Consider the following 13,148-nt stretch of genomic DNA (forward strand, 5'->3'; position numbering starts at 1 on the left):
TAAATATATAGATGGAAAATTAAATTTTCATAGGAGTAAGGAGAGCAATGATAGCAAGTATTGTTAGTAAATAACGAATAATACAAGTAACCTTTTTTTCTTTTTCTATGACAGCTAAAGTCCATCTATTTTTTATAAATTCATTTTCTCTTTTTTCACTCTGTTTCATTTAATAACCCTCTATTAATAGTATAGTTTTTTAATCCATTACTTTGTTTTATTTTAACATATTTATATAAAAAAGTAACATTGAAGTTTTTTATTTTTTAGAATGTTATGTTAACTTGGGATAATGATTATACAAATTTATAATCAGAAGAAATTACTTCTATCATTACTTAAAGTTAATAAATATAATTTTCTGTAAAGCTTTTTAATTAGATACAGATTATTTTAAAACATATTTTTGATAGGTGCTATTTATTGTTATATTAAAATGAATTTATTTATCAATATTGAAAGAACATGTTTTTAGCCAATTTTGAATAAATGATTATTTATCGAAAAAGATGAAAATTTTTCAAAATAGATAAAATATGATAAAATAGATTTTAGAAGAGGTGATAAAATGATTTCATACACTCCATTGTGGAAATTGCTAATTGATAGAAAAATAAGAAAGATGGAATTTGTAAATATATCAGGTATAAGTATTTCTGTTTTAGGTAGATTAGGAAATGATAAGTCTGTTTCTATGGATACAATGGAAAAGATATGTTTAGCACTAGACTGTAAAATAGAAGATGTTGTAGAAATAAAAAAGGATGTTTAATGATGCTAAAATATTTTAATAATATTGTAAAAAACATATAAAGAATAGGTAAGGTTTAATTTAATAGATAGAGTTTTATTGGATTAAAAATAAAAGTAACTATATGTGAATAAATTAAAATTAAAGAGTAATGCTATAATGTAAACTAAATATATTTTTCCAGTAATTATATGAAGTTTTTGTGAATAGTAAAAATAATTGTTTTAGTAGTGTTATAATGTCTTGGTAGGGTATATTTATTATTAGAAAGGATTATTATATGAAAAAAATATCAATTTTAGGTTCTACAGGCTCTATAGGTAAGCAAACCTTAGATGTAGTTAGAGAAAATAGAGACAAGTTTGAGGTAGTTGCAATATCAGCTAATAGCAGTATTGAATTACTACTTGAACAAATTGTAGAATTTAGACCTAAATATGTAACAGTTTTTGAGGAAAGCAAAGCATTAAAATTAAAAGAAATATTGCCGCAAAATATAGAGATAGAAGTTTTAACAGGAATGGAAGGTTTAAAAATAATTTCATCACTAGATGAAATTGATGTACTTTTAACTGCTGTTGTGGGAATGATAGGATTGGTCCCAACACTTTGTGCTATAAAGAAGGGAATAGATATAGCATTAGCGAATAAAGAGACATTAGTAACTGCTGGAGAGCTTGTAATGGCAGAGGCAAAAAAATATAATGTAAATATTCTTCCCGTTGATAGTGAACATAGTGCTATATTTCAGTGTTTAAATGGAGAGAATAATAAAAATATAGAAAAAATAATACTTACAGCTTCTGGTGGTCCATTTAGAGGAAAGAAAAAAGAAGAACTTTTAAATATAACTAAAAATGAAGCTTTAAAGCATCCAAACTGGAGTATGGGAAGAAAAATAAGTATTGACTCTTCAACTCTTATGAATAAAGGACTAGAAGTAATAGAAGCTAAATGGCTATTTGGAGTAAAACAAGAAAATATAGATGTAGTAGTTCATCCACAAAGCATAATTCACTCAATGGTACAGTATACAGATAGTTCTATAATTGCACAATTAGGATGTCCAGATATGAGGTTGCCTATACAATATGCTCTTACATATCCAGATAGAATGGAAAGTAATTTTGAAAGAATGAATTTTTCGAAATTTAGTACTTTAACCTTTGAAGAACCAGACTTGGAGACTTTTCCATGTTTAAAATTAGCTTATGAATGTCTAAAGATGGGTGGAACTTATTCTTCTGTTTTAAATTCTGCAAATGAAGTTTTGGTAAGTGAATTTTTAGAGGATAAAATTGGTTTCTATGACATACCATATTACATAGAGAAAACTTTAGAGGTTCATAAAAGCATAAGCAAACCAACGTTAGAACAAATTTTAGAAACAGATAGATGGAGTAGAGCTTATGTTGAAAATCTGATAAAAAAATAGGAAGGTGAATTTATGACTATAATAGCTGCATTAATACTATTTAGTATAATTGTATTAATACATGAATTAGGACATTTTATATTTGCAAAAAGAAGTGGGATTAAGGTAAATGAGTTTTCTATAGGTATGGGACCTAAGATATATAGTGTAAAAAAAGATACAGAGTATTCCATAAGAGCTCTTCCAATTGGTGGATATGTAAGTATGGAGGGTGAAGACGAAGAACAAATAAGTCCAAATTCTTTTGGAAATAAATCTATACTACAAAGATTTAGTACTATTGTAGCAGGACCAATATTTAATATAATACTGGCAGCAGTACTTTTAGTACCAGTGTTTTTGTATATAGGTTCTCCAACTACTACACTTGGAAAAATAATGCAAGATACTCCTGCACAAGCAGTAGGACTTCAAGTAGGAGATAAGATAAATAAAATAAATGGTAATTCTGTTAAGACTTGGGATGAAGTTGCAAATATTATAAATACTTCTTCTGGTGGAGAATTGAAGCTTAGTATAACTAGGGATGGAAATGATAAAGTTGTAAATGTAATTCCTAAAGATAAGAATGGAAAGTATGAAATAGGAATTCAGCCACAAAGAGAAAAAGATTTCTTTGGTTCAATAGTAAATGCATGTAAAACTACTGTGGATATGACAAAACAGATGTTAACATTCTTAGGTCAAATGGTTACAGGACGTGTACCAGGAGGAATTGGTAATGCTGTTGCAGGACCAGTAGGTGTTATTGGTATGGTATCAGATGCAGCCCAAACAGGTCTTATAAATGTAGTCTATTTGGCAGCTGTCATAAGTTTAAATCTAGGTATAGTAAACTTATTACCAATACCAGCCCTTGATGGTTGGAGAATCCTTATGTTATTATTAGAAGCTGTTAGAGGCGGTAAAAAACTTGACCCAAATAAAGAAGGTATGATAAATGTAGTTGGATTTGGAGCCTTAATGTTATTTATGCTTTTTATAACATATAAAGATATATTAAGGTTATTTCAATAATTTAACTTTATATAAAGTTTAAAAAAGCTATGTAGTTTTAAGTGAGAATAAATTAATTTTAAAAGGTTAAATTTATTCTTAGTTGTTTAACTATATAGCTTTTTAATTTATAATATATATGTAGTTTGTAGTATTTTTTAAGATATTGAATAATTTTAATATAAAATAATATATAGAGGTGAAATATGAGTTACAAGAGAAGACAGACAAGAGAAGTTAGTGTTGGGAGTGTAAAAATAGGAGGAGAAAATCCTATAAGCATACAATCTATGACAAATACTGATACAAGAGATGCAGAGGCTACAATATCTCAAATAAAAAGATTAGAAGAAGCTGGTTGTGATATAGTTAGAGTTGCTGTTCCTGATATGGAAGCAGCTAAAAATATAGGAAAGATAAAGTCTAATGTAAATATACCTGTTATTGCTGATATACATTTTGATTATAAGTTAGCACTTGAAGCTATAGAACAGGGTGTAGATGGTGTTAGAATAAATCCTGGTAATATTGGAAACATAGAAAGAGTTAGAATGGTTGTTGAGAAATGCAAGGAAAAAAATCTAAAAATTAGAATTGGTGTTAATGGAGGTTCTTTAGAAAAAGAACTTTTAAATAAATATGGTTCTGCAACTGCTGAAGCATTAGTTGAAAGTGCTATGGGACATATTAAGATTCTTGAAGATTTAGGTTTTTATAATATAGTTATTTCTCTAAAATCATCTGATATTTATAAAACTGTTGATGCATATGAATTAATATCACAGAAAGTTGATTATCCTCTTCATATTGGAATTACTGAATCTGGAAGTGTTCATAAAGGAACAATAAAGTCTTCTATAGGTGTGGGAGCACTTCTTCTTAAAGGGATTGGAGATACTGTCAGAATATCTTTGACAGGTGACCCTGTTGAAGAGGTTGTTGTTGGTAAACAGATTTTAAGAAGCTTGGGTCTTTTAAATGACAAGATTAAAGTTATATCATGTCCTACATGTGGAAGATGTAATATAGATTTAATTAGTGTTGTAAATGAAGTTGAGGATAAAATTGGTAGTATGGAAAAAGATATTACTGTTGCAATTATGGGGTGTGCTGTAAACGGACCTGGAGAAGCTAGAGAAGCCGATATAGGCATTGCTGGTGGTAAGGGTGAAGGTCTTTTATTTAAAAAGGGTGAAATTGTAAGAATGATTAATGGTGATAAATTGGTTGATGAGTTACTGGATGAAATTGATAAGTTATAGAGTATATATTTAAAACATATTAAACAGCTAGATGATTAAATACTTTTAGAATAAACTTTATCTATAGTATTTAATTATCTAGCTGTTTTAAATTTTAACATTTTATAGTTGTATAATACTTTGTTTTTGATATTTTAACAGTATAAAGCTGAATTAACAAAGTTGATAGAATAAAATTGATTTAAAATTTAAGTTAAATGATTTGTCGAACAAAAAAATAAAAATTTTAAAGGAAAAAGTTGTTTAATAAAGAAATTATTAGATAGAAGTTATTTTTTATAATTTATTGTTGTTAAATAGATACAAAGGTCTTAATATATTTAGTTTATTAATATCAATTATCAGAAAATGGGGGGTGTTTATGAATTGGTTAAATGTATAGAATTATCAGTGAAGGTATACCTTCTTGAAAATATTTATTTAGATAATGTAGCCAAAGAAATATGCAAATTAATAGATGATACATTAATTATGGAAGATAAATATAGAGAGTTTCATAATAAAAATGAATTTAAGTATTATTCTTTCAATCTGCTATATCCTTTAGAAAAGGATAAAATTTATAAGAAGGATTGTATCTACACTTTTATTATTAGAACAGTAGATAGTGAGTTAGGAACTTATTTTATGAGGAATCTAAAAAATCAATATTCTGATAAAATAAAGGTCATTACAATGAGTAAAAAAGTAATTCCTAAAAAACATATTGAAAGTATTTATTCTATTACTCCAGTGATAGCAAAGTTTGAGGATGGATATTGGAAGGGTAGTAATACAGTAGAAGATCTGGAGAAAAGAATTAGAGAAAATTTAATAAAAAAATACAACGAATTTACCAACAGCAAGATAGATGAAAATTTTGAATTATTTAATATGATTAAGTTTATAAACAAAAAACCTATTTCCATGAAATATAAAAATATATCCTTACTTGGAGATAAAATAAGTTTTAAAGTATCAGAAAATGATATGGCTCAAGAAATTTCAAACTTTGCACTTGGAGTAGGGGTTGGAGAAATCAATTCTCGTGGATTTGGTTTTGTAAACTATAGATGGTTATAGGAGGTGAAGGTTTGTTAAAGGATTGCTTAGAGATTTTTGAAAAAGAATATAGGGCTATAGGGAATAGTCTTATAACAGATAATTATGTTTTATCTGAGGGCTCATATGTATTGGTAAAAGATTTTTCTATCATAGAAAAATTGGAAGTTTCAAAGGGTAATAGAGATAATACAGAAGAATTATATAGCAAGTTTTCAAAACTGGATTACTTGTCAAAACTGGTAGATATGAATAAACCTATTGATGACAAAAAGATAATTCATAGTAATAACTATCTTTCATTTTTTATTAAAAAAGAAAATTTAAGACCCGACAAAAATAACAGCATAAAGCTTACAGAAGATATTATTAATAACTATTATGATGTGTTACTAAATCCAGGGCTTAAATATGATAAAAAGAAAAAAGAAATATTTGATTCTATGGAAAAAAAATATGGTAGAACAGATGAAAATAATCTAAATAAGGTAAAGGTGTGGATAAAAAATAATATATTTACTTTAGTTGAAGATGTAAAAAAAGATAAAAACTATTTAAAAATATTTTTTGATGAAGAGATAGATATATACAATATAGAAAGTCAAAAATATGTAATTCCCAATATATATAATAAAAATGATTTTAATGTAACTATTGATGGTAAAACCTATGGATTACCAAACAATAATATGCAGTTAAATGCAAAAAAGCCATTTTTAGAATTAAAAACACGAAAGAAAAACTCAACACCATATCTAATTGATGAAGATGAAGTTTTGTTACAGAAAGCTTTCTTTGATTATTTAATGAATAAAGCATCCAGTGGAGAAGAATTAGTATATATAAGTAGTGAAAAAGGAATTCATAGGAAAACTGACATACCAAACGAATTTAGTGGCTATATACTGAGGATAAAAAAGGGTAAAGAATTAGAAATACATGATTTTGATACTGTGGTAAATTTAAATACTAAAATAAAAAAAATAAATGTAAAGTTTGTAATACCAATAGAATATGACAAGTATGGTTTAAATCCAAGTTTAGAAGTAGGATATATTAATAATCTTAAAAAATTAGAAAAAACTATTGATACTATATATTTTAATACATTTATGTGTAATAGTTATTTCAGAGAAGTTAAAGAAATAAACTTAAATGATTTAATTCTAAGAGATATATTGGTTAGAAATAGAGATGGGTTATATACATGGTTTTATAAAGGTAGGGATAATATAGTAAAACAAACTTTTTCAAACTATTCTATGGAGATAATTAAAAATTCTATAAAAAACAATAACTATGTAAAAGCCAAGGAACAGTATAACTTAAGAATAGCTATAATAAATTATTTTTATGGAGGATATAAAATGGCAGATAAAATAAAATATATTAGTGAATCTTTATTTGAAAAAATAAATTCTAAACAAACACAATGTATACAAAGTGATGAAGAATACTATTTTGCAATTGGACAATTAGCTTCATATCTTATATCTAAAAATAAGTCATCAAAAAATAAAAACCATTCTCTAATTAATCCTATATTAAATGCACGAAATAAGGAAAAGCTTATGCTAGAGATAAGGAAGTTGTTTAAAAAATATAATTATGCCATAGATTATGGTAGTAAGAGGTTTGATAATTTATATGCTATGATTGTAGGATATGAAGTAGAAGATAAAAAAATTAATGGGGATTTATTAATAGGTGGTTACCTATATTCTAATTTAATATATACAAAAAGAGAGGAGAAAGAAGATGAATAAGAGAGTATATGGGGTGTTAGGAATAAAATCTGTAATGTCAAATTGGAATGCTGATTTTTCTGGATATCCAAAAACTATATCAACAGGAGAAATTTTTGGAAGTGACAAAGCTCTTAAATTTCCTATGAAGAAAATGTGGGAAAATGAAGGTGAAAAAGTATTATATATAAAGTCATTAAAAATAGATGAATCTAAGAAAGGAGAAATCAAAGTCAGACCAAAGTCACTAAAAGAGAGATATGAAGAATTGTTTGATATAGAAGATTTAAAGGTAGAAAAAAATCAACAAAATGTGTTAGAAAATTTATTTAAAGCTATTGATGTCAAAAACTTTGGAGCTACATTTGCAGAAGTAGGAAATAATATAGGAATTACAGGAGCAGTACAAATTGGTCAAGGATTTAATAAGTATGAAGATAGCAATGTCGAAGAGCAACAAATACTTTCTCCATTTAGAGACCCAAAAGCTAAAGATAAGAAAAAATCGACAAATGAAGAAGAAAAGGAAGATGCTAATTCAACTACTTTAGGTAAAAAAATAGTTAGTGATGAAGCGCATTATTTTTATCCTTTTTCAATAAATCCAAAGGCCTATGAAGCTTTTGTTAGTATGGGTGTAACTGAGGGGTATACTGAAAATGATTATAAAAAATTTAAAGAAGTTGCTCTAGTGAGTGCGACTGCGTTTAATACAAATTCAAAAATCGGATGTGAAAATGAATTTGCAATATTTATTGAAACAAATGAAGAAGTATATTTACCAGATTTAACTCAATATATAGCATTTAAAAAGAAAGAAAATGAAAATGATTTAATTTCTTTAAATATGATTGACTTAATGATTGACTTAGCAGAAGAAATTAATAGTATAGAAATATATTATAATCCATATAAAACAGAAATAAAGCCTTCCAAAGAGAAAATAGCATCAAAATTAGATAAAGTAAAGTTTATAAATATATTTACAAGAAAAGAGGTATAAGATGGAAGTCTTAAAATTTAACCTAAGTGGGAGAACTGCATTTTTTAAAAAGCCAGATGTAAATAGTATAGTTTGTTTTACTTATGGAAATATACATAAAGTCGCACTTATGGGAATTTTGGGAGCTTGCTTGGGACTTAAGGGATATAATCAACAGACTAAAGATGACGAATATCCTGAATTCTACTCTGAACTTGAGAATATAAAAATATCGATAGTTCCAAAAAATGAATTTGGATATATAGATAAAAAGATTCAGAGATTTAATAATTCTGTAGGATATGCTTCAAAAGAAGAAGGGGGAAATCTAATAGTAAAAGAGCAATGGCTTGAAAATCCTAATTGGGATATATATATACAATTAGAAGATACAGATATTTGTAGAGATTTGAAAAATAGATTTTTATCTAATAAATTTGTTTACATACCTTATTTAGGAAAAAACGACCATATAGCAAATATAAGTGGAATTGAACTAATTAGTGATGCTTATAAATCAGAAAGTGTTGATAAAATAGATAGTTTTTTTACAAGGGAAGATTTTGAATTTGAGAAATATGATTTTGATGATGATGACGATGATTATGAAGAACCTTTTAAGTATCAAGAGAAGCTTCCTTGTAAGTTAGATAGAATAACTAATCAATATATTTTAGAAACCATAATATTTACTAATATGCCAGTTAAATTGCTTAGTAAAAAAGATGTATATAAAGTAAGGGATATGAATTTAATATTTATTTAAATTTATAAATCCAGGAGGGATATATGTATTTTGAAAAAGTTGAATTATTTGATATAAATAGCAATGTAAATAATTATCAAAATATTTATGCACATATAAATAAGGATAAATCTCCAGAAACTTTGAAAGAACATTCAGATTTGGTATACTCATACTTTATGAAATTATGTGTCAAAAAAGATTTAGAATCTTGTTTAAAAAGAATAGAAGATAAATTTTTTAAAAATAACTCTTATTTAAGTAAGGATTTTTATAGAGAACTTATGTTAAATATGGTTTACATGCATGATTTAGGTAAAATTAATGTTTCATTTCAATCTGTAAAAATGAACAATAAAAATTTTAAAAGTATTTCAACAAGATATACTAAACATTCTTTTATTTCGTCTATATTGTATTTTGATTATTATTTTGAAAAGTTAAAGAAAGTTGATGTTGAAGAGAAAAAGATATTGAAGTTGTTTTTAATGATAAATACATATGTAATATCAAAGCACCATGGAGTCTTGAAATCATTTAGGGAATTTTTATCTTCTTTTGAGAATGAATTTGTAAATATTGAAGATAATTTTAAAGATTTATTTATACATAATTATAATTTAGAGATTAAATCAACTTCAAAAACTATTAAAAAAATAATTAGTGATACATATAAGTATTTGGATGATAGTTCTATAAAAGATGGTTTAGATATAGACGTATATATATATTCAAAATTAATGTTTGCAATTGTTACATCTTGTGATTTTTATGCCACATCAGAATATAATAGTGGAAAATCTATAAATGATTTTGGGACTATTGATAATCATAATAAATATTATGATGTATTTAAAAAATCTAAAATATATGAAAATATGAATAGGTACAGAGAATATCTAAATAACGATGAAAAATGTCCATATGAAGATAATGATATAAATAAATTGAGAACAGAGATGAGTATAGAAGTTGAAGAAACAATGACGTATAATCTAAGTAAAAATATATTTTACTTAGAAGCACCTACTGGAAGTGGAAAAACTGTTACATCTATAAATTTAGCATTAAAATTTATAGAATTAAATCAATCATTAAGTAAAATATTTTATATATTTCCATTCAATACATTAGTAGAACAAACCAAAAGTGTATTTATAAATGATTTGTTTAATTCTGTTAAAGATATAGAAAAGGATGTTGTGGTTATAAATTCTATAACTCCGATACAGACCTATGATGACGAAGAAGATAATAAAGATGTTAAAGACTATAGCACAAAACAAAAAATTGACTATGAAAAATCCTTGCTAAATAGACAGTTTTTACACTATCCTATAGTACTTACTACTAACATAGGTTTTTTTAATTATTTATTTGGAGTTTCAAGAGAAGAAAGTTTCCCACTGGTACATATGATAAATAGTGTAGTTATATTAGATGAGATACAAAGCTATAAAAATGAGATATGGAAAGAGATTATTTTATTCTTAGAAAAGTATGCTGAAATATTAAATATAAAAATTATTATAATGTCTGCAACTTTACCTAGATTAAATAAATTAGGATGTAATGATGATAATTTTGCTTATTTAGTAAGGTACAGAGATAAGTATTTTAAGAATCCACTTTTTAAAGATAGAGTAAATATAAGTTTTGAAATGTTAAATTCAGAAGTTAATTCTATTGAAGAAATAGCAAAAAAGGTTGTAGAGGAATCAGAAAGATATAATAAGATACTAATAGAGTTTATAAAGAAATCATCAGCATTAGAATTTTACAAGGATATTAAAGAAAAGTTGAAGGATAAGTCAGAAAGCATTTATTTAATAACGGGAGATGATAATAAATTAGAGAGAAAAAAAATAATAAATAAAATTAAAGATATAGGATCTGTAATCTTAGTTGCTACACAAGTTGTAGAAGCTGGAGTGGATATAGATATGGATTTGGGATTTAAAGATATATCTATAATTGATTCAGACGAACAATTTTTGGGAAGGATAAATAGGTCTTGTAAAAAATTAAATTCAAAAGTTTATTTTTTTAATTTAGATGATGCAAAAGAGATATATAGGAAAGATATTAGAAAAGAGAAAAATTTAACCCTGAATGAGGAGAGCAATAGAGAAATTATTTTAGAAAAAGATTTTGAAAAGTACTACGACAAAATAATAGCTAGAATAGAAGAAAATAAAAATAAACATAATGACGAAAATATAGATGTTTTTACAAATGATGTTGTAGGTAAATTAGATTTTAAATCAGTAAATAAAAGGATGACATTGATAGATAAATTAAGAGATTATACAATTTTTTTGAACACTCAAGTAGAAGATGAATCTGGAAATATAGTTGTAGGAAGTGATGTTTGGGAAGATTATGTTTCTCTATTAAAAAACAATGATATTGACTATTCTGAAAAAAGAGTAAAGATGTCTGACATTATGGAAAAATTAGATTATTTTACATATAAACTTCGTAAATTTGATAATTCATTTAATGATTATATAGGAGATATTTTTTATATTGATGATGGTGAACAGTATTTTACAGATGGTAAATTTGATAGAAGCAAATTTAATGAAAATGTAGAACATGAGTATATATGGTAAGGTTAGATTAGAAATAGGATATATAGTATAGTGTAATTAAAATTTATCCCAAGCTAGTAAATGAAGAATAGTTTCTAAGTATTGAAATTTAAATATTTTATAACTTTTATAGATTTTTTATGATTAGCTGGGATAAAAAATCTATATATCAGTCTTTTCAATGTGTTTAAAAGCAATATCCTTTTAAGAGATATTGCTTTTACAGTGGTTAAACAGTAACATGAGATGTATTTAAATAAAATTACATTGCCAACTGAACTCCCTGTCCCTACGTTAAACAGTAACATGAGATGTATTTAAATAATATAACCTCAACTCTGGGTCTGTCACTGTAATACTGTTAAACAGTAACATGAGATGTATTTAAATAATATAATACCTCCTCTATAAAAAAGTGTCGTGCAAGTGTTAAACAGTAACATGAGATGTATTTAAATCTAATTGATAGAATTGAGGTACAGAAAGATGGTAATGTTAAACAGTAACATGAGATGTATTTAAATTATTTATAAGGTTTATATTCTTTAATTTCACCAATATGTTAAACAGTAACATGAGATGTATTTAAATCTATTTCATATGTCCCAGATGGAACGAAGATAATTATGTTAAACAGTAACATGAGATGTATTTAAATAGTCATAATCATCCGAACTATTGCCTAAATCTAAGTTAAACAGTAACATGAGATGTATTTAAATCTTTCTATAACTTTAGTTCTATGATTTTCTATTCCGTTAAACAGTAACATGAGATGTATTTAAATAAGACTTGGAAATGAAATGAATCAGCTGGGAAGTAAGTTAAACAGTAACATGAGATGTATTTAAATTTTAGTGTAGCTGGGTTTCCTATTGCATCTATTATAGTTAAACAGTAACATGAGATGTATTTAAATATAATAATTTTTCCTCTAACTCTTCTAAGTCAGTTTGTTAAACAGTAACATGAGATGTATTTAAATCAAGATTCAACTTAGGAGAATACAATTATATAGCAACGTTAAACAGTAACATGAGATGTATTTAAATTGGCTTTATTAAAACCTTTTGTTATTGCAGTATGTAGTTAAACAGTAACATGAGATGTATTTAAATCTATGTCTAGCCAAGGTTTCCGAACCTTTATAGATAAGTTAAACAGTAACATGAGATGTATTTAAATACTGAAAGCCGTAGGTTGAAGGCGTTAGTAGCCGTTGTTAAACAGTAACATGAGATGTATTTAAATTTAACTGCAATAAATCAAACTGGAGCAACTAAAAAGGTTAAACAGTAACATGAGATGTATTTAAATAAATCTATGTCATACATACTCTTATCACATTCATTTGTTAAACAGTAACATGAGATGTATTTAAATTGAAGTTGAAGTCCTTACAACCCCTTTTAATTTGTTCGTTAAACAGTAACATGAGATGTATTTAAATTCCTATTATTACTTAATATAGCCCTTGCAATTCTAGTTAAACAGTAACATGAGATGTATTTAAATCTTTGTAGCACTTATTTTCTGTGTCATAGTACACATTGTTAAACAGTAACATGAGATGTATTTAAATAGTCTTGGGCTTAGT

10 protein-coding genes and 1 CRISPR repeat array (1 of these 11 only partly in view) are annotated in these 13,148 nt (G+C 25.9%); of the genes, 9 read left to right on the top strand and 1 reads right to left on the bottom strand.

Annotated elements, in window-relative coordinates; translation table 11 throughout:
* Positions 1–19 precede the first annotated feature (19 nt).
* Positions 20–169 (bottom strand): hypothetical protein, encoded by a 150-nt coding sequence (locus tag JJC01_09035; protein UDN59986.1) that lies wholly within the window; start codon positions 167–169, stop codon positions 20–22.
* A 399-nt stretch (positions 170–568) separates the two neighbouring features.
* On the opposite strand from JJC01_09035, the gene JJC01_09040 reads away from it, so the two are divergent.
* The 9 genes from JJC01_09040 to cas3 all read left to right on the top strand — a co-directional run bounded on the left by JJC01_09040 (position 569) and on the right by cas3 (position 11,572).
* Positions 569–772, top strand: a complete 204-nt coding sequence (locus tag JJC01_09040) for a helix-turn-helix domain-containing protein (protein ID UDN59987.1) — start codon at positions 569–571, stop codon at positions 770–772.
* A gap of 259 nt (positions 773–1,031) precedes the next feature.
* A complete protein-coding gene (locus tag JJC01_09045; protein ID UDN59988.1) occupies positions 1,032–2,186 on the top strand; it encodes a 1-deoxy-D-xylulose-5-phosphate reductoisomerase in 1,155 nt (384 codons plus the stop codon).
* Positions 2,187–2,198: 12 nt separating this feature from the next.
* A complete protein-coding gene (gene rseP, locus JJC01_09050; protein ID UDN59989.1) occupies positions 2,199–3,203 on the top strand; it encodes an RIP metalloprotease RseP in 1,005 nt (334 codons plus the stop codon).
* Between the two features lie 185 nt (positions 3,204–3,388).
* Positions 3,389–4,444 carry a flavodoxin-dependent (E)-4-hydroxy-3-methylbut-2-enyl-diphosphate synthase gene (ispG, locus tag JJC01_09055; protein UDN59990.1) on the top strand — a complete coding sequence of 352 codons (1,056 nt, stop codon included), beginning with the start codon at positions 3,389–3,391 and terminating at the stop codon, positions 4,442–4,444.
* Positions 4,445–4,810: 366 nt separating this feature from the next.
* On the top strand, positions 4,811–5,506 hold the full coding sequence (gene cas6, locus JJC01_09060) for a CRISPR-associated endoribonuclease Cas6 (protein ID UDN59991.1): 696 nt from the start codon (positions 4,811–4,813) through the stop codon (positions 5,504–5,506).
* Positions 5,497–7,251, top strand: coding sequence for a CRISPR-associated protein Cse4 (locus tag JJC01_09065; GenBank protein UDN59992.1), 1,755 nt, complete (start codon positions 5,497–5,499; stop codon positions 7,249–7,251). Before cas6 ends, JJC01_09065 begins: the two co-directional genes overlap by 10 nt.
* Positions 7,244–8,233 carry a type I CRISPR-associated protein Cas7 gene (locus JJC01_09070; GenBank protein ID UDN59993.1) on the top strand — a complete coding sequence of 330 codons (990 nt, stop codon included), beginning with the start codon at positions 7,244–7,246 and terminating at the stop codon, positions 8,231–8,233. The genes JJC01_09065 and JJC01_09070 overlap by 8 nt, the downstream gene beginning before the upstream one ends.
* Position 8,234: 1 nt before the next feature.
* A complete protein-coding gene (cas5b, locus tag JJC01_09075) occupies positions 8,235–8,978 on the top strand; it encodes a type I-B CRISPR-associated protein Cas5 (GenBank protein UDN59994.1) in 744 nt (247 codons plus the stop codon).
* A 23-nt stretch (positions 8,979–9,001) separates the two neighbouring features.
* A complete protein-coding gene (gene cas3 / locus JJC01_09080; protein ID UDN59995.1) occupies positions 9,002–11,572 on the top strand; it encodes a CRISPR-associated helicase Cas3' in 2,571 nt (856 codons plus the stop codon).
* Between the two features lie 207 nt (positions 11,573–11,779).
* Positions 11,780–13,148: direct repeats of the CRISPR family, unit length 30 nt; unit sequence GTTAAACAGTAACATGAGATGTATTTAAAT (it continues 574 nt past the right edge of the window).

Origin of the sequence: Clostridioides sp. ES-S-0010-02, from assembly GCA_020641055.1 — a bacterium.
Classification (GTDB): Bacteria; Bacillota; Clostridia; order Peptostreptococcales; family Peptostreptococcaceae; genus Clostridioides.